Source organism: Roseateles sp. DAIF2 (assembly GCF_015624425.1).
Taxonomy (GTDB): Bacteria; Pseudomonadota; Gammaproteobacteria; order Burkholderiales; family Burkholderiaceae_C; genus Kinneretia.
This window is the reverse complement of sequence record NZ_CP049919.1, coordinates 3,454,348-3,472,532: the sequence shown is the minus strand read 5'-3', so window position 1 is coordinate 3,472,532 and position 18,185 is coordinate 3,454,348. Positions and strand designations below refer to the sequence as shown.

At 65.9% G+C, this 18,185-nt stretch carries 18 protein-coding genes; 17 read left to right on the top strand and 1 reads right to left on the bottom strand.

The window, feature by feature from the left end:
* Nucleotides 1–175: 175 nt before the first annotated feature.
* The 17 genes from G8A07_RS16030 (at nt 176) to G8A07_RS15950 (ending at nt 16,287) form a co-directional block, all read left to right on the top strand.
* Nucleotides 176–535, top strand: coding sequence for an NADH-quinone oxidoreductase subunit A (locus tag G8A07_RS16030; RefSeq protein ID WP_195793036.1), 360 nt, complete (start codon nt 176–178; stop codon nt 533–535).
* Between the two features lie 18 nt (nt 536–553).
* A complete protein-coding gene (locus G8A07_RS16025) occupies nt 554–1,030 on the top strand; it encodes an NADH-quinone oxidoreductase subunit B family protein (protein WP_046113908.1) in 477 nt (158 codons plus the stop codon).
* A gap of 6 nt (nt 1,031–1,036) precedes the next feature.
* Nucleotides 1,037–1,642 (top strand): NADH-quinone oxidoreductase subunit C, encoded by a 606-nt coding sequence (locus G8A07_RS16020; protein ID WP_195793035.1) that lies wholly within the window; start codon nt 1,037–1,039, stop codon nt 1,640–1,642.
* 2 nt (nt 1,643–1,644) lie between these two features.
* Nucleotides 1,645–2,898: an NADH-quinone oxidoreductase subunit D gene (locus G8A07_RS16015; protein ID WP_195793034.1), complete on the top strand. Its 1,254-nt coding sequence runs from the start codon at nt 1,645–1,647 to the stop codon at nt 2,896–2,898.
* 7 nt (nt 2,899–2,905) lie between these two features.
* The gene (gene nuoE, locus G8A07_RS16010) at nt 2,906–3,424 is read left to right on the top strand and encodes an NADH-quinone oxidoreductase subunit NuoE (RefSeq protein ID WP_195793033.1); all 519 of its coding nucleotides are present in this window, start codon (nt 2,906–2,908) and stop codon (nt 3,422–3,424) included.
* Between the two features lie 12 nt (nt 3,425–3,436).
* Nucleotides 3,437–4,798, top strand: coding sequence for an NADH-quinone oxidoreductase subunit NuoF (nuoF, locus tag G8A07_RS16005; protein WP_195793032.1), 1,362 nt, complete (start codon nt 3,437–3,439; stop codon nt 4,796–4,798).
* Between the two features lie 17 nt (nt 4,799–4,815).
* The gene (nuoG, locus tag G8A07_RS16000; RefSeq protein WP_195793031.1) at nt 4,816–7,152 is read left to right on the top strand and encodes an NADH-quinone oxidoreductase subunit NuoG; all 2,337 of its coding nucleotides are present in this window, start codon (nt 4,816–4,818) and stop codon (nt 7,150–7,152) included.
* Nucleotides 7,153–7,168: 16 nt separating this feature from the next.
* Entirely contained in the window at nt 7,169–8,266 is a 1,098-nt protein-coding gene (gene nuoH, locus G8A07_RS15995; protein WP_195793030.1) for an NADH-quinone oxidoreductase subunit NuoH, read from the top strand.
* An 11-nt stretch (nt 8,267–8,277) separates the two neighbouring features.
* On the top strand, nt 8,278–8,760 hold the full coding sequence (gene nuoI, locus G8A07_RS15990) for an NADH-quinone oxidoreductase subunit NuoI (RefSeq protein WP_195793029.1): 483 nt from the start codon (nt 8,278–8,280) through the stop codon (nt 8,758–8,760).
* A 150-nt stretch (nt 8,761–8,910) separates the two neighbouring features.
* Nucleotides 8,911–9,555 carry an NADH-quinone oxidoreductase subunit J gene (locus tag G8A07_RS15985; RefSeq protein ID WP_195793028.1) on the top strand — a complete coding sequence of 215 codons (645 nt, stop codon included), beginning with the start codon at nt 8,911–8,913 and terminating at the stop codon, nt 9,553–9,555.
* 1 nt (nt 9,556) lies between these two features.
* Complete coding sequence (nuoK, locus tag G8A07_RS15980; protein ID WP_195793027.1) at nt 9,557–9,868, top strand: NADH-quinone oxidoreductase subunit NuoK; 312 nt, start codon at nt 9,557–9,559, stop codon at nt 9,866–9,868.
* Nucleotides 9,869–9,887: 19 nt separating this feature from the next.
* Nucleotides 9,888–11,939 carry an NADH-quinone oxidoreductase subunit L gene (gene nuoL / locus G8A07_RS15975; RefSeq protein ID WP_195793026.1) on the top strand — a complete coding sequence of 684 codons (2,052 nt, stop codon included), beginning with the start codon at nt 9,888–9,890 and terminating at the stop codon, nt 11,937–11,939.
* Nucleotides 11,940–11,959: 20 nt separating this feature from the next.
* Entirely contained in the window at nt 11,960–13,438 is a 1,479-nt protein-coding gene (locus G8A07_RS15970; RefSeq protein WP_195793025.1) for an NADH-quinone oxidoreductase subunit M, read from the top strand.
* Nucleotides 13,439–13,456: 18 nt separating this feature from the next.
* Entirely contained in the window at nt 13,457–14,938 is a 1,482-nt protein-coding gene (nuoN, locus tag G8A07_RS15965; RefSeq protein WP_195793024.1) for an NADH-quinone oxidoreductase subunit NuoN, read from the top strand.
* 7 nt (nt 14,939–14,945) lie between these two features.
* Entirely contained in the window at nt 14,946–15,251 is a 306-nt protein-coding gene (locus G8A07_RS15960; protein WP_195793023.1) for a DUF2818 family protein, read from the top strand.
* On the top strand, nt 15,244–15,825 hold the full coding sequence (locus G8A07_RS15955) for an NUDIX domain-containing protein (protein ID WP_195793022.1): 582 nt from the start codon (nt 15,244–15,246) through the stop codon (nt 15,823–15,825). The genes G8A07_RS15960 and G8A07_RS15955 overlap by 8 nt, the downstream gene beginning before the upstream one ends.
* 27 nt (nt 15,826–15,852) lie before the next feature.
* Nucleotides 15,853–16,287: a DUF1178 family protein gene (locus G8A07_RS15950; RefSeq protein ID WP_195793021.1), complete on the top strand. Its 435-nt coding sequence runs from the start codon at nt 15,853–15,855 to the stop codon at nt 16,285–16,287.
* Nucleotides 16,288–16,292: 5 nt separating this feature from the next.
* On the opposite strand, the gene G8A07_RS15945 is transcribed toward G8A07_RS15950, so the two are convergent.
* Entirely contained in the window at nt 16,293–18,062 is a 1,770-nt protein-coding gene (locus G8A07_RS15945; protein WP_195793020.1) for a bifunctional diguanylate cyclase/phosphodiesterase, read from the bottom strand.
* Between the last annotated feature and the right edge of the window lie 123 nt (nt 18,063–18,185).

Sequence of the window (18,185 nt, the reverse complement as noted above, 5' to 3'; positions counted from 1 at the left end):
ACGGCATCTGAATCCCGGAGGGGCAGGTGGCTGGCCGGTGCGCCCTGTTGCAGCACCTCGGTGCTGCGGGGGACAAGGCGGGCGCGTTCCGTAAGCGACATGAGTCGCCGACGGCGCGCCCGTAGCTTTTGGCGAAAGTCAAATGCGATTCATTCTCGATAACTGAGCACTCGCCATGAATCTGGAACAGTACCTGCCCGTCATCCTCTTCATTCTGGTCGGCGCGGGTGTCGGGGTGGCGCCTCAGGTTCTGGGCTTCCTGCTGGGCCCGAATCGGCCGGATCAGGCCAAGAACTCCCCCTACGAATGCGGCTTCGAGGCCTTTGAAGACGCGCGCATGAAATTCGATGTGCGCTATTACCTCGTCGCCATTCTCTTCATTTTGTTCGACCTGGAAATCGCCTTCCTCTTCCCGTGGGCGGTGGCGTTGCGTGAAATTGGCGCAACCGGTTTCTGGGCCATGATGATTTTCCTGGGCATTCTGGTCGTGGGCTTTGCCTACGAGTGGAAAAAAGGCGCCCTGGACTGGGAATAAAACCCGAAGGCATATTCCATGGGTATCGAAGGCGTTTTGAAGGAAGGCTTTGTCACCACCTCGGTCGACAAGCTGATCAACTGGTCCAAGACCGGTTCTCTGTGGCCGATGACCTTTGGTCTGGCCTGCTGTGCGGTCGAGATGATGCATGCCGGTGCGGCGCGCTATGACATCGACCGCTTCGGCATGCTGTTCCGGCCCAGTCCGCGGCAGTCCGATCTGATGATCGTGGCCGGCACCTTGTGCAACAAGATGGCGCCGGCACTGCGCAAGGTCTATGACCAGATGGCCGAGCCGCGCTGGGTGCTGTCGATGGGCTCTTGTGCCAACGGCGGCGGCTACTACCACTACAGCTACTCGGTGGTGCGCGGCTGCGACCGCATCGTGCCGGTGGACGTCTACGTGCCGGGCTGTCCGCCCACCGCCGAGGCGCTGCTGTACGGCATCCTGCAGCTGCAGGCCAAGATCCGTCGCGAGAACACCATCGCCCGCTGAGCACCCATGAGCATCAAACTCGACACCCTGCAGGCGGCCCTGCAAGCCGTTCTCGGCGACAAGATTGTTGAACTGAAGCGCGAACTGGGCGAGCTCACGCTGCGCGTGAACGCCGCCGACTACTTCGGCGTTGCGCAGACCCTGCGCGACCATGCCGACCTGAAGTTCGAGCAGCTGATCGACCTGTGCGGCCTGGACTACAGCGACTACGGCAACGGCGCCAGCCCGCAGGCCGAAGGCCCGCGCTTCGCGGTGGCCTCGCACCTGCTGTCGGTGAGCAAGAACTGGCGCCTGCGCCTGAAGGTCTTCACGCCCGACGACGACCTGCCGCAGATCGCCTCGGTCACCCCGGTCTGGAACTCGGCCAACTGGTTCGAGCGCGAGGCCTTCGACCTGTACGGCATCCTGTTCGACGGTCACGAGGACCTGCGTCGCATCCTGACCGACTACGGTTTCATCGGCCATCCGATGCGCAAGGACTTCCCGGTGTCGGGCCATGTCGAAATGCGCTACGACGCCGAGCAAAAGCGCGTGATCTACCAGCCGGTGACGATCGAGCCGCGTGAGATCACGCCGCGCGTCATCCGCGAAGACAACTACGGCGGGCTGTAAACATGGCCGAGATCAAGAACTACACCCTCAACTTCGGCCCGCAACATCCGGCCGCCCACGGCGTGCTGCGCCTGGTGCTGGAGCTGGACGGCGAAGTCATCCAGCGCGCGGATCCTCACATTGGCCTGCTGCACCGTGCCACCGAGAAGCTGGCCGAGAGCAAGACCTTCATCCAGTCGCTGCCCTATATGGACCGCCTCGACTATGTGTCGATGATGTCCAACGAGCATGCCTACTGCCTGGCCATCGAGAAGATGCTGGGACTGGAAGTGCCGCTGCGCGCGCAGTACATCCGCGTGATGTTCGGCGAGATCACCCGCCTGCTGAACCACCTGATGTGGATCGGTGCGCACGGCCTCGACTGCGGCGCGATGAACATCCTGATCTACGCGTTCCGCGAGCGCGAGGATCTGTTCGACATGTACGAGGCGGTGTCGGGCGCGCGCATGCACGCGGCCTACTTCCGTCCGGGCGGCGTCTACCGCGACCTGCCGGACACGATGCCGCAGTACAAGGTCAGCAAGATCAAGAACGCCAAGGCGATCGCCCAGCTCAACGAGAACCGCCAGGGCTCGTTGCTGGACTTCATCGACGACTTCTGCAAGCGCTTCCCGAAGAACGTCGACGACTACGAGACCCTGCTGACCGACAACCGCATCTGGAAGCAGCGCACCGTCGGCATCGGCGTCGTCTCGCCGGAGCGCGCGCTGAACCTGGGCTTCACCGGCCCGATGCTGCGCGGCTCGGGCATCGCCTGGGACCTGCGCAAGACCCAGCCCTACGACGTCTACGACAAGATGGACTTCGACGTGCCGGTCGGTACCCAGGGCGACACCTATGACCGCTATGTGGTGCGCGTCGAGGAAATGCGCCAGTCCAACCGCATCATCAAGCAATGCGTGGACTGGCTGCGCAAGAACCCCGGCCCGGTCATCACCGACAACCACAAGGTGGCACCGCCCGCCCGTGTCGACATGAAGTCGAACATGGAGGAGCTGATCCACCATTTCAAGCTCTTCACCGAAGGTTTCCGCGTCCCCGAGGGCGAGGCCTATGCGGCGGTCGAGCACCCGAAGGGCGAGTTCGGCATCTACATCGTCAGCGACGGCGCCAACAAGCCCTATCGCCTGAAGATCCGCGCGCCCGGTTTCGCCCATCTGGCGGCGCTGGACGAGATGGCCAAGGGCCACATGATTGCCGACGCCGTGGCCGTGATCGGCACGATGGACATTGTTTTCGGCGAGATTGACCGTTGAGCGACCGATGAGCAGCAACACCAGCGAATATGTTCTGAGCGAGGCCACCGCGGCCCGCTTCGCCCGCGAAGTGGCCAAGTACCCGGCGGAGCAGGCCCAGTCCGCCGTGATGGCCTGCCTCTCGATCGTGCAGCAGGAAGAGGGCTTCGTCTCGCGCGCGGCCGAGGACGTGATCGCCTCGTATCTGGGCATGCCCGCGATCGCGGTCTACGAGGTCACGACCTTTTACAACATGTACAACCAGCGCCAGCTGGGCAAGTTCAAGCTGAACGTCTGCGCGAACCTGCCCTGCCAGCTGCGCGACGGCCAGACCGCGCTGGACCACCTCTGCCACAAGCTGGGTGTGGAGGCGGGCGGCACGACGGCCGACGGCCTGTTCACCGTGCAGAAGAGTGAATGCCTGGGGGCCTGCGCCGACGCGCCGGTGATGCTGGTCAACGACCGCCAGATGTGCAGCTTCATGAGCGAGCAGCGCCTGGACGAACTGGTCGACACGCTGCGTGCCCACGCCGCGGCCAAGAACTGAGGGATGGGAAGCATGCTGGACCTTTCCAAATTCCAGGCCACCGGGGCCGAGACCTGTTTCCATGACCGCCATATCGGTGCGCAGATCTATGCCGATCTGGACGGCAAGAACTGGGGCATCCAGGACTACATCGCGCGCGGTGGCTACCAGGCGCTGAAGAAGATCCTGAAGGGCGAGGGCACCGCCGACGGCGCGCCGCTGACGCCCGATCAGGTGATCGCCGAGGTCAAGGCCTCGGGTCTGCGCGGCCGCGGCGGCGCCGGCTTCCCCACGGGCCTGAAGTGGAGCTTCATGCCGCGCCAGTTCCCGGGCCAGAAGTACCTGGTCTGCAACTCGGACGAGGGCGAGCCCGGTACCTGCAAGGACCGCGACATCCTGATGTTCAACCCGCACATCGTCATCGAAGGCATGGCGATCGCGGCGTTCGCGATGGGTATCAAGGTCGGCTACAACTACATCCACGGCGAGATCTTCGAGGTCTACGAGCGCTTCGAGGCCGCGCTGGAAGAGGCGCGCGCCGCCGGCTTCCTGGGCGACAAGATCCTCGGCTCGGACTTCAGCTTCCAGCTGCACGGCCACCATGGCTTCGGCGCCTACATCTGCGGCGAGGAAACCGCGTTGCTGGAATCGCTGGAAGGCAAGAAGGGCCAGCCGCGCTTCAAGCCGCCGTTCCCGGCCAGCTTCGGCCTGTACGGCAAGCCCACCACGATCAACAACACCGAGACCTTCGCCGCGGTGCCCTGGATCATCCGCAACGGCGGCCAGCCCTATCTGGAGATCGGCAAGCCCAACAACGGCGGCACCAAGATCTTCTCGGTCTCCGGCGACGTCAACAAGCCCGGCAACTACGAGGTTCCGCTGGGCACGCCCTTCGAGAAGCTGCTCGAGCTGGCCGGCGGCGTGCGCACCGGCCGCAAGCTGAAGGCGGTGATCCCCGGCGGCTCCTCGGCCCCGGTGCTGCCGGCCGACGTGATGATGGCCTGCACGATGGACTATGACTCGATCGCCAAGGCCGGCTCGATGCTGGGTTCCGGCGCGGTGATCGTGATGGACGATTCGCGCTGCATGGTCAACAGCCTGCTGCGCCTGTCCTACTTCTACGCCCACGAGTCCTGCGGCCAGTGCACGCCCTGCCGTGAAGGCACGGGCTGGATGCACCGCGTGATCGAGCGCATCGCCCACGGGCAGGGCAGGGCAGAGGATCTCGACCTGCTGAACTCGGTGGCCGACAACATCCAGGGCCGTACCATCTGCGCGCTGGGTGACGCGGCCGCGATGCCGGTGCGGGCGATGATCAAGCACTTCAAGCACGAGTTCGTGCAGATGATCGAACAGGCGCAGAAGACCCCCGCGCAGACCGCCAAGGCGGCTTGAGCGAGCCAGGACAGAACATGGTTGAAATCGAACTCGACGGCAAGAAGGTAGAGGTCAAGGAAGGCAGCATGGTGATGCATGCCGCCGAGAAGGCCGGCACCTACATCCCCCACTTCTGCTACCACAAGAAGCTCTCCATCGCCGCCAACTGCCGCATGTGCCTGGTGGACGTGGAGAAGGCGCCCAAGCCGATGCCGGCCTGCGCCACGCCGGTGACGCAGGGCATGATCGTGCGCACCAAGAGCGAGAAAGCCATCAAGGCCCAGCAGGGCGTGATGGAGTTCCTGCTGATCAACCACCCGCTGGATTGCCCGATCTGCGACCAGGGCGGCGAGTGCCAGCTGCAGGATCTGGCCGTCGGCTACGGTGGCGGCAAGTCGCGCTACTCGGAAGAGAAGCGCGTGGTGTTCCACAAGAACGTCGGCCCGCTGATCTCCATGGAGGAGATGAGCCGTTGCATCCATTGCACCCGTTGCGTCCGTTTCGGCCAGGAGATCTCCGGCCAGATGGAGCTGGGCATGGCGCACCGCGGCGAGCACAGCGAGATCCAGACCTTCGTCGGCCGCACCGTCGATTCCGAGCTGTCGGGCAATATGATCGACATCTGCCCGGTCGGCGCGCTGACCAGCAAGCCCTTCCGCTACAGCGCCCGCACCTGGGAGCTGTCGCGCCGCAAGAGCGTCTCGCCGCATGACTCCACCGGCGCCAACCTGATCGTGCAGGTCAAGGGCAACGAGGTGATGCGCGTCGTGCCGCAGGAGAACGAGGCCGTCAACGAGTGCTGGATCGCCGACCGCGACCGCTTCTCCTACGAGGCCCTGAACAGCGACGCCCGCATCAACCAGCCGATGATCAAGCAGGGCGGTGCCTGGAAGGCCGTCGACTGGACCACCGCGCTGGAATATGTGGCCAACGGCCTGAAGGGCATCAAGAGCGACCATGGCGCGGCCGCGATCGGCGCGCTGGGTTCGGCCCACAGCACCGTCGAGGAGCTGCACCTGCTGGCCAAGCTGGTGCGCGGTCTGGGCAGCCAGAACATCGACCACCGCCTGCGCCACGCCGATTTCGGCAATGTGGCCGAGGCCGGCAAAGCCCAGTGGCTGGGCAGCTCGATCGCCGCGCTGTCCGAGCTGGACCGCGCCTTCGTGATCGGCTCGCAGCTGCGCAAGGATCACCCGCTGTTCGCGCAGCGTCTGCGCCAGGCCGCCCGCCGCGGCGCGCAGATCGTCGCACTGGGCGGCAGCGATGACAGCTGGCTGATGCCCGTCGCCACCCGCGTCACCCTGGCGCCGAGCGCCTGGGTGCAGGGCCTGGCCGATGTGGCCGCCGCCATCGCCGCCTCGACCGGCGCCACAGCACCCGCCGCCGGCAACGCGACCGGCGCCGCCAAGGCGATCGCCGCCGCGCTGCTGTCCGGCCAGAAGAAGGCCGTGCTGCTGGGCAACGCCGCCGCGCAGCACCCGCAGGCCGCCAGCCTCCTGAGCCTGGCCAACTGGATCGCCGCGCAGACCGGCGCCACGGTCGGCTACCTGACCGAGGCCGCCAACACCGTCGGCGCGCAGCTGGTCGGCGCGCTGCCGCAAGCCGGTGGCCTGAACGCCGGCCAGATGCTGGGCGGCGAGAGCCTGAAGGCTGTTCTGCTGCTGAACACCGATCCGGTGCTGGACGGCGCCAATGCCGCCGCCGCGGCCAAGGCCCTGGCCGCCGCCGAGATGGTGGTCGTGCTGAGCCCCTTCAAGACCGGTCTGGAATACGCCGACGTGCTGCTGCCGACCGCACCGTTCACCGAGACCTCGGGCACCTTCGTCAATGCCGAGGGCCGCGCCCAGAGCTTCGTCGGCGTCGTCAAGCCGCGCGCCGAGACCCGCCCGGGCTGGAAGATCCTGCGTGTGCTGGGCAATCTGCTGGGGCTGGACGGCTTCGCGCAGGAAAGCTCGGAGCAGGTCAAGGCCGAGGCGCTGGGCGTCGACGCCGCCGACCTGTCGGCCCGCCTGTCCAACGCCTCCTCGGCCGCGGTGCAGTTGAACGGTGTCGCCGCCGCTGGCGTCGAGCGCCTGGGTTCGCTGCCGATCTATGCCGCCGACGCGCTGGTGCGCCAGGCCTCGTCGCTGCAGCTGACCGCCGATGGCCGTCAGGCCGCCGCCGCCGGCATCCCGAGCGCGCTGTGGGAGCAGCTCGGTCTGGCGGAGAAGGGCGCGCGCGTGCGCATCACCCAGGACGGCGCCGGCGCCGCCGAGCTGAACGCCAGGCTGGAACCGGGCCTGCCCGCCAATGTCGTGCGCGTGCCGGCCGGTCTGGCCGAGACCGCCGCCCTCGGTGCCCTGTTCGGCACCCTGACCGTGAGCAAGGCCTGAGGACGCGAACACCATCATGATCGATACCCTCTACACCTCCGGCGCATCCCTGCTGGGCGGCATCTGGCCCCTGGTCTGGAGCCTGATGAAGATCATCGCGGTGGTCGCGCCGCTGATGATTTGCGTCGCCTACCTGACCCTGTGGGAGCGCAAGGCCATCGGCTGGTCGCAGATCCGCCCGGGCCCGAACCGCGTCGGCCCCTACGGCCTGCTGACCCCGATCGCCGATGCGGTGAAGCTGATCTTCAAGGAGATCATCCGCCCGACGGCCGCCAACAAGGGCCTGTTCTTCCTCGGCCCGGTGCTGACCATCATGCCGGCGCTGGCCGCCTGGGCCGTCGTGCCCTTCGGCCCCGAGACCGCGGTCGCGAACATCAACGCCGGCCTGCTGTTCATCATGGCGATCATGTCGCTGGAGGTCTACGGCGTGATCATCGCCGGCTGGGCGTCCAACTCGAAGTACGCGTTCCTGGGCGCGCTGCGCGCCTCGGCCCAGATGGTCTCCTACGAGATCGCGATGGGCTTTGCGCTGGTGGTCGTGCTGATGGTGACCGGCAGCCTGAACATGACGACGGTGGTGCAGTCGCAGGAAGCGGGCATCTTCGCCTCGATGGGCCTGAACTTCCTGTCCTGGAACTGGCTGCCGCTGCTGCCGGTGTTCATCGTGTACTTCATCTCCGGCCTGGCCGAGACGAACCGCCACCCCTTCGACGTGGTGGAAGGCGAGTCGGAAATCGTGGCCGGCCACATGATCGAGTACTCGGGCATGTCCTTCGCGATGTTCTTCCTGGCCGAGTACGCCAACATGATCCTGGTGTCGGCGCTGGCCGTCATCATGTTCCTGGGCGGCTGGAGCGCGCCGATCTCCTGGAGCCTGCTGGGCATGGAGACGCCGCAGTTCATCCAGAACACGATGGCGTTCTGGAACTGGGCCTGGCTGTTCGGCAAGACCTTCTTCGTCGTGACCCTGTTCCTGTGGGTGCGCTGCACGTTCCCGCGTTTCCGTTATGACCAGATCATGCGTCTGGGCTGGAAGATCTTCATCCCCGTGACCCTGGTCTGGCTGGTGGTGGTCGGTCTGTGGATCCAGTCGCCCTTCAATATCTGGAAGTAAGAGAAGAAGCGATGCTGAAAGATTTCGTCAAGAGCTTCATGCTCACCGAGCTGTTCAAGGGCATGGCCCTGACCGGCCGGCATTTCCTGTCGCGCAACATCACGGTGCAGTTCCCCGAGGAGAAGACGCCGCTGTCGCCGCGCTTCCGCGGTCTGCACGCGCTGCGCCGCTATGACAACGGCGAGGAGCGCTGCATCGCCTGCAAGCTCTGCGAGGCGGTCTGCCCGGCGATGGCGATCACGATCGAGTCCGACGTGCGTGCCGACGGTTCGCGCCGCACCACGCGCTACGACATCGACCTGACCAAGTGCATCTTCTGCGGCTTCTGCGAGGAAAGCTGCCCGGTGGACTCGATCGTCGAAACCAACATCTTCGAATACCACGGCGAAAAACGCGGCGACCTGTACTTCACCAAGGACATGCTGCTGGCCGTCGGCGACCGCTACGAACAAGAAATCGCAGCCACCAAGGAGGCCGACGCCAAATATCGTTGACCCCTCGTCCGGGAGTACCCGGCCGGTCCCCCTGGGGGACGCAGATGAGCAGCGGCGGTGCCGCCACCCATCTGCAAGAGTCGTCAAAGATCAAATCTTGACGGCCCGGCGGACGACTCAAGGACGAGACCACGTGTTTGCTGGAACCGCATGGATACCATCACCGCGCTTTTCTATGTCTTCTCGGCCGTGCTGCTCGGCGCCTCGTTCCGTGTGATCACGGCACGCAGCACCGTGCACGCCGCCCTGTTCCTGATCCTCGCCTTCTTCAATGCAGCCTGCATCTGGATGCTGCTGAAGGCCGAGTTCCTCTCCATCGCCCTGGTGCTGGTCTATATCGGCGCGGTGATGGTGCTGTTCCTGTTCGTCGTGATGATGCTGGACATCAACTCCGACAATGTGCGCGAGGGCTTCTGGAAGCACCTGCCGCTGGCCGGCCTGGTCGGCGCGCTGATCGCGCTGGAGATGGCCGCGGTGCTGATGGGCGGCTTCCGCGTCAGCGAGGCGCCCGAGCTCTCGGCCGAAGCGGTCAAGATGGGCAACACCAAGCTGCTCGGCATCGACATCTACACGCATTACCTGTATCCGCTGCAGATCGCGGCGGTGCTGCTGCTGGTGGCCATCATCGCGGCGATCGCGCTGACCCTGCGCCAGCGCAAGGACTCGCGCTACCAGAACCCCTCCGAGCAGGTCCGGGTCAAGAAGGGCGACCGCCTGCGCATCGTCAAGATGCAGCCCACCATCGAGGTGCCGGCCCAACCCGCCGCCGAGAACAACACGCAAGGAGGCGCTTGAGATGGCCGCGCTGACCCTGGGACATTTCCTGACGCTGGGCGCGATCCTGTTCGCGCTGTCGGTGATCGGCATTTTCCTGAACCGCAAGAACCTGATCGTGCTGCTGATGGCCATCGAGCTGATGCTGCTGGCGGTCAACATGAACTTCATCGCCTTCTCCCATTACCTGGGTGACATGGCGGGTCAGGTCTTCGTGTTCTTCATCCTGACCGTGGCCGCGGCCGAGTCGGCCATCGGCCTGGCCATCCTGGTCGTGCTGTTCCGCAACCGCGCCACGATCAACGTGGAAGAGCTGGACCAGCTCAAGGGCTAAAGGAACAGGACGCATCAAGATGTCTGCAACACTTTCTCAGAACATGCTGCTGGCGGTGCCGCTGGCACCCCTGGTCGGCGCCATCGTGGCCGGCCTGTTCGGCAAGCAGGTGGGCCGCCGCGGCGCCCACACCGTCACGATCCTGGGCGTGCTGATCGCCTTCATCATCTCGGCCATGGTGCTGAAGTCGGTCGCCGTGGACGGCGCCCGCTTCAACGAGACCATCTACGAATGGATGGTGCTGGGCGGCCTGAAGATGGAGGTCGGCTTCCTGGTCGACGGCCTGACCGCGATGATGATGGTGGTGGTGACCTTCGTGTCGCTGATGGTGCATATCTACACCATCGGCTACATGGAAGAGGACCCGGGCTACCAGCGCTTCTTCAGCTACATCTCGCTGTTCACCTTCTCCATGCTGATGCTCGTGATGAGCAACAACATGCTGCAGCTGTTCTTCGGCTGGGAGGCGGTGGGCCTGGTGTCGTATCTGCTGATCGGCTTCTGGTACACCAAGCCGACGGCGATCTTCGCCAATATGAAGGCCTTCCTGGTGAACCGGGTCGGCGACTTCGGTTTCATCCTGGGCATCGGCCTGCTGGTGGCCTACGGCGGTTCGCTGAACTACACCGAGACCTTCGCCAAGGCCGACGAGCTGTCCAAGATCGCCTTCCCCTCGCCGCTGTGGGGCGGCGACTGGATGATGCTGAGCGTGGCCTGCATCTGCCTGTTCATCGGCGCGATGGGCAAGTCCGCCCAGTTCCCGCTGCATGTCTGGCTGCCGGATTCGATGGAGGGCCCGACCCCGATCTCCGCGCTGATCCACGCCGCGACCATGGTGACCGCCGGCATCTTCATGGTGGCCCGCATGTCGCCGCTGTTCGAGCTGTCGGACACCGCGCTGAACTTCATCCTGGTGATCGGTGCGATCACGGCCCTGTTCATGGGCTTCATGGGCATCATCCAGAACGACATCAAGCGCGTCGTCGCCTACTCGACCCTGTCGCAGCTGGGCTACATGACCGTGGCGCTGGGCGTCTCGGCCTACTCGGTCGCCGTGTTCCACCTGATGACGCATGCCTTCTTCAAGGCCCTGCTGTTCCTCGGCGCCGGCTCGGTGATCATCGGCATGCACCATGACCAGGACATCCGCAACATGGGCGGCCTGCGCAAGTACATGCCCATCACCTGGATCACCTCGCTCTTGGGTTCGCTGGCCCTGATCGGCACGCCGCTGTTCTCGGGCTTCTACTCGAAGGACTCGATCATCGAGGCCGTGCACGCCAGCCATCTGCCGGGCGCCGGTTTCGCGGGCTTCGCGGTGCTGGCCGGCGTGTTCGTGACCGCCTTCTACAGCTTCCGGATGTACTTCCTGGTCTTCCATGGCAAGGAGCATTTCCGCCACAAGCCCTTCCCGGGCGAGCATGACCATCACGACGATGATCACCACCATGAGCCACACGTGCCGCACGAGTCGCCCTGGGTCGTGACCGCGCCGCTGGTGCTGCTGGCGATCCCCTCGGTCGTGATCGGCTTCCTGGCGATCCAGCCGATGCTGTTCGGCGATTTCTTCAAGGATTCGATCTTCGTCAACCACGGCGCGCACCATGCGATGACCGAGCTGCGCGAGATGTTCCATGGCGCCGGCGCGATGGCGCTGCACGGCCTGCAGACCGCGCCGTTCTGGCTGGCCTTGGCCGGTGTCGTGACCGCCTACCTGTTCTACATGGTCTGGCCCGCGATCCCCGCGACCCTGGCGAAGGTGCTGCGTCCACTGGTCGTGATCCTGGAGAACAAGTACTTCATGGACTGGATCAACGAAAACATCCTGGCCAAGCTGGCCCGCGGCCTGGGCCTGGTGGCCTGGAAGGTGGGCGACCAGGGCGTGATCGACGGTGTGCTGATCAACGGCTCGGCGCGTGGCATCGGCGGCATCGCCGCGATCGTGCGCCGTGTCCAGACCGGCCACCTGTACTGGTACGCGCTGGTGATGATCCTGGGCGTGATCGGTCTGATGACCTGGAAGCTCTGGCCTTATATCGGGCCCCAATTCAAGGCCCTGGCGGGCTTCTGAGTCGAGGGCGGAGAACAAGAATGTTGCTAAGTCTTGCCATTTGGTTGCCCATCGCCTGCGGTCTGCTGCTGCTGGCCCTGGGTCGTGACGAACAGGCCAACACCGTGCGCTGGCTGGCGCTGGTGGCCTCGGTCGTCAGTTTCCTGGTCACCCTGCCGCTGATCACCGGTTTCGATACCGCGCTGGTCGGCATGCAGTTCGTCGAGAAGCAGGCCTGGATCGAACGCTTCAATGTGTTCTACCACCTGGGTGTCGACGGCATCTCGATGTGGTTCGTGCCGCTGACCGCCTTCATCACCATCATCGTGGTGATCGCGGCCTGGGAGGTGATCGAGTACCGCGTCAACCAGTACATGGGCGCCTTCCTGGTGCTGTCCGGTCTGATGATCGGCGTGTTCTCGGCGCTGGACGGCCTGCTGTTCTACGTCTTCTTCGAGGCGACCCTGATCCCGATGTACATCATCATCGGCGTCTGGGGCGGCCCGCGCCGTGTCTACGCGGCCTTCAAGTTCTTCCTGTACACGCTGGCCGGCTCGCTGCTGATGCTGATCGCGCTGCTGTACCTGTACCTGAAGTCCGGCGGCAGCTTCGACATCCTGAGCTGGCACCAGCTGCCGCTGCCGCTGTCGGCCCAGACCCTGCTGTTCTTCGCCTTCTTCGCGGCCTTCGCGGTGAAGGTGCCGATGTGGCCGGTGCACACCTGGCTGCCGGACGCCCACGTGGAAGCGCCGACCGGCGGTTCCGTCGTGCTGGCCGCGATCATGCTGAAGCTGGGCGCCTACGGCTTCCTGCGCTTCTCGATGCCGATCGCGCCGGACGCCGCGCGCGAGTACGCCTGGGTCATCATCGCGCTGTCGCTGATCGCCGTCGTGTACGTGGGCCTGGTCGCCCTGGTGCAGCAGGACATGAAGAAGCTGGTGGCCTATTCGTCGGTCGCCCACATGGGCTTCGTGACCCTGGGCTTCTTCGTCTTCAACGAGCTGGGCGTCTCCGGCGGCCTGGTGCAGATGATCTCGCACGGCTTCGTCTCCGGCGCGATGTTCCTGTGCATCGGCGTGCTGTACGACCGCGTGCATTCGCGTGAGATCTCGGCCTATGGCGGCGTGGTCAACACCATGCCCAAGTTCGCCGCCTTCGCGCTGCTGTTCGCGATGGCCAACTGCGGTCTGCCCGCCACCGCCGGCTTCGTCGGCGAGTGGATGGTGATCCTGGGCACGGTGAAGTACAACTTCTGGCTTGGCGCTATCTCCGCCACCGCGCTGATCTTCGGCGCCGCCTACACGCTGTGGATGTACAAGCGCGTCTACTTCGGCGCGGTGACCAACGACAACGTGCGCCAGCTGCAGGACATCAATGCCCGCGAGTTCCTGATGCTCGCCTTGCTGGCCGTGGCCGTGCTCTACATGGGCCTGTATCCCAAGCCCTTCACCGACGTGATGCATGTGTCGGTCACCGAGCTGCTCAAGCATGTGGCCCAGTCCAAGCTGGTCGCTCCCTAAAGCCGAGGGCCGTCAACAATGAACTCTATGAACTGGCTCACGGCCTTTCCCGAAATCGTCCTGCTGGTGATGGCCTGCGTGGTGGCCATGGTCGACCTGTGGGTCACCGACGAGCAGCGCCGCCCCACCTACTGGCTGACCCAGCTGACCCTGGTGGTGGTCGGTGCGATGCACCTCAGCTACTTCTATGAAGGTCGCTCCGAGATCGGCATGCAGGGCATGATCGTCTCCGACCCGATGGGCCATCTGCTGGGCTTCTTCGCCTGCGCGGCCACCCTGGTCACCCTGGTCTATGCGCGCCCCTATGCCGGCGTGCGCGAGATCCTGAAGGGCGAGCTGTTCACGCTGTCGCTGTTCTCCCTGCTGGGCATCATGGTGATGCTGCAGGCCAACAACTTCCTGGTCATCTACCTCGGCCTGGAACTGATGAGCCTGTCGCTGTACGCCCTGGTGGCCCTGCGTCGCGACCATGCGGTCTCGACCGAGGCGGCGATGAAGTACTTCGTGCTGGGCGCGCTGGCCTCGGGCTTCCTGCTCTACGGCCTGTCGATGATGTACGGCGCCACCGGTTCGCTGGACATCCCGCGCGTGTTCGAGGTGATCGCCACCGGCGCACCGAACAAGGCGGTGCTGGTGTTCGGCGTCGTGTTCGTCGTCGCCGGCCTGGCCTTCAAGCTGGGTGCCGCGCCCTTCCACATGTGGGTGCCCGACGTCTACCAGGGCGCGCCGACCGTGATGACCCTGCTGATCGGCGCCGCGCCGAAGCTGGCCTCGTTCGCGATCACGATCCGCCTGCTGGTGGAGGGCATGCTGGGCCTGGCCTTCGACTGGCAGCAGATGCTGCTGGTGCTGGCGGTGATCTCGCTGATCGTCGGCAACCTGGCCGCGATCGCCCAGACCAACCTGAAGCGCATGCTGGCCTACTCGACCATCGCGCAGATGGGCTTCATGCTGCTGAGCCTGGCCTCCGGCGTCGTCGGCGACAGCAAGGACCTGACCGCCAACGCCTACAGCTCGGCGCTGTTCTACGCGGTCACCTATGTGCTGACCACGCTGGGCAGCTTCGGCATCATCCTGCTGCTGTCGCGCCAGGGTCATGAGGCCGAGGAGATCAAGGACCTGGCCGGCCTGGCCAAGCGCAGCCCCTGGTATGCGCTGGTGATGACGATCTTCATGTTCTCGCTCGCCGGCATCCCGCCGACGGCCGGCTTCTACGCCAAGCTGTCGGTGCTGCAGGCGGTGATCGCGACCAATGTGCCGTTCTATATCGGCCTGGCCGTGGTGGCGGTGCTGCTGTCCCTGGTCGGCGCGTTCTACTACCTGCGCGTCATCAAGGTGATGTTCTTCGACGAGCCCACCGACACCGCGCCGATCCAGGCGCCCGCCGATGTGCGCGCGGTGCTGTCGCTGAACGGCGTCGCGGTGCTGGGCTTCGGCCTGCTGCCGGGCGGCCTGATGGCGATGTGCGCCCAGGCCATCGTCAAGCTGCTGGCCCCGTAAACGGCGGATGGATCAGTCCGCCGCGGTCTGGCTGGTGCTGCTGGTCGCGCTGATCGCGGCCAACGCACCGTACTTCAGCGACCGGCTGCTGCTGGTCGGTCCGAAACTCAAGCCCAAAGTCTTCGGCTGGCGGCTGCTGGAACTGCTGCTGCTGGCCCTGCTGACCCTGGGCCTGGGCTTCCTGCTGGAAGCCCGCCTGGGCCAGCGCCAGCCGCAGGGCTGGGAGTTCTATGCGGCCGGGTTGTGCCTGTTCATCACGCTGGGTTTCCCCGGCTTTGTCTGGTGTTACCTGAAGCGCCATCGCCATGGCTGACGACGAGCTGCATCTGCGCGAGACTCGGATCGATTCCGAGCCGGTCTACGAGGGCCATTTCCTGCAGGTGCGGCGCGACCGCGTGCGCCTGCCCTCGGGCCGCGAGGCGGCGCGCGAGTACATCCGGCATCCCGGCGCGGTGATGATCGTGCCCATCCTCGACGACGGCCGCCTGCTGATGGAGCGCCAGTACCGCTACCCGATGGAGCGGGTGATGCTGGAGTTCCCGGCCGGCAAGCTGGACCCGGGCGAGGACCGGCTGGTCTGCGCCCAGCGCGAGCTGCTGGAGGAGACCGGCTACCGCGCCGCCGAATGGGCCCATGCCGGCGTGCTGCACAACGCGATCGCCTATTCGGACGAGGGCATCGAGATCTTCTTCGCCCGCGGCCTGCGCGCCGGCGAGCGCCAGCTCGACGAGGGCGAGTTCCTCGACGTCGTGACCCACACGCCGGCCGAGCTGGACGCGCTGGCCGCCAGCGGTTCGCTGACCGACGCCAAGACCCTGATCGGCCTGCTCTGGCTGTCGCGCTGGCAGTCCGGCGCATGGTCATTGGACTGGCGAGCCGCGGCCTGAGGCGCCACGCGCCACAATCGTTCCACCATGCTCGTCCTCAATCTCGGCTGCAGCCAGGGCCACCGCTTCGAAGGCTGGTTCGGCTCCGCCGATGATTTCGAATCGCAGCAGGGCCGCGGCCTGGTCGCCTGCCCGGTCTGCGCCAGCAGCGAGGTGCAGCGTCTGCCCAGCGCGCCGCGCCTGAATGTTGCGAAGTTGCGCGAGGACAGGACCCCCGCAGCGCCGCAGCCCGACGAACGCCGCCAGCTGCAGCAGGCCGCCTTGCAGGCGGTGCGCCAGATGCTGGCCAAGACCGAGGATGTCGGTGAGCGCTTCGCCGAGGAGGCCCGTCGCATCCATTACGGCGAATCCGAGGAACGCGCGATCCGCGGTCGCGCCAGCCGCGACGATGCGCTGGCGCTGGCGGAAGAGGGCATCAAGATCATCGCGCTCCCCGAGCCGCTGAAAAGCACCCTGCAGTAAGCGCCTCAAGCCTCGGGCAGCCCCTGCTGTTGACGCAGCAGTTCGCCGAGCGCCGCGGCCTCGAGCGGGCGATGGAACAGATAGCCCTGCGCGAAGCCGCAGCCTTCCTCCAGCAGCACCTGGCGCTGCGCCTCCTGCTCCACCCCCTCGGCCACCACGCCCAGTTGCAGGTTGTGGGCCAGCTGGATGATGGTGCGCACCAGCATGCGTGCCGGCTGGTTCTCGTGGCAGTGATCGACGAAGCTCTTGTCGATCTTCAGCACATCGAGCGGCAGCCGGGTCAGCTGGCTCAGCGACGAGTAGGCCACGCCGAAGTCGTCGACCGCCACCTGCACGCCTTCGCTGCGCAGGCGCTGCAGCGCGGGCTGCACATTGTCGAGGTCGGCCACCATGCTGGTCTCGGTGATCTCGACCTGCAGCTGCTGCGGCGCCAGCGCCGCATCGCGCAGCGCCTTGCGGATGCCGTCGAGCATCTGCTCCTGCTCCAGCTGCACCGGCGAGATATTGACCGAGAGCTTGAGCGTCACGCCGGCCTGTGCCCAGCTGCGGGCCTGGCGGCAGGCCTGCTCCAGCACCCAGGCGCCGAGCGGGATGATCTGGCGCGTGCTCTCGGCCAGCGCGATGAACCGGCCGGGCGAGATCAGGCCGAGCTCCGGATGCCGCCAGCGCACCAGGGCCTCGGCCCCGGTGATGCGCAGGGTCCGCAGGTCCACCTGCGGCTGGTAGAGCAGGAAGAACTGGCCCGCGGCCAGCGCCGGCAGCAGATCGCGCTCCAGCCGGTCCTGCAGCTCGCGGGCGCCGAGCAGGGCGGGGTGGTAATGCACGGTCTCGTTCTTGCCGAGCGCCTTGGCCTGGTACAGCGCCAGATCGGCGTTGCGCGCCAGGAGGCTGCTGTGCTGGCAATGCGCGTCGCATTGCGCCACGCCGATGCTGACGCTGGACTCCAGCTGCCGGTTCAGCAACTGGTAGGGCGCGCGCGAGGCGGTCTGGACGAAGCGCGCCAGCTCGGTCGCGCTGGCCGCACCGCCGCTGGGCAGCAGGACGGCGAACTCGTCGCCGCCGATGCGGTAGGCCCGGCCCGCCGGCAGGACCTCCAGGCGCTGCGCAAACTGGCGCAGCAGCAGGTCGCCATGCTGGTGACCGTACAGATCGTTGATGCGCTTGAAGTTGTCCAGGTCGACCAGCAGCAGGGCGTGCTGCTGGCGCGCCTCGGGCGGCAGCGCGTCCAGCTGGTGCAGGGCCGTCGCATAGGCCTGGCGATTCGGCAGGCGCGTCAGGTAGTCGGTCAGGCTGTCCTTGCGGTAGTCCTCCATCTGCTGCCGGGTGCGCAGGTAGTAATGGCTCATCACGGTGGCGAAGCCGGTGATGACCAGCAGCTCCAGCGCATCCTCCAGCAGCTCCGCATGGTCGCCCGCCGGCGAGTGGATCCAGTAGCTCAGCACCAGCAGCAGGGCCAGCACCGGCGCCGGCCAGCGCCCGGGATAGAGCATCAGGTACAGCAGCGGCAGCAGCAGAAAGCCCGACTCGATCGCATCCACCGGCATCGGGCTGATCAGGCCGCCGCCCAGCAGCAGCAGGGCGGCGGCGCCCGCGCATCCGGCCCGGTTGCGCGCCGATGGCGCAAAGCGCGCCAGCAGCAGCAGCGGCGGCAGGAGCAGCAGGTACAGGACGCGCCAGAACGGATCGGGATGGGTCTTCAGCACCAGCAGGATGACGAGCAGCGCCGCCAGATAGGCGGCCTGCAGCAGGCTCCGGGAAACAAGAGAACTGAGCATGGAGGGGAGCTGCCTGCGGGAACGGTGGTCTGGGGTGTCAACGCCCTGGGGCGACTCGGGGGCGCATCGTGCTTCACAAACCCGACCTTGGCCATCCGGACTCTCCTGGGGAGGCGCTCTACC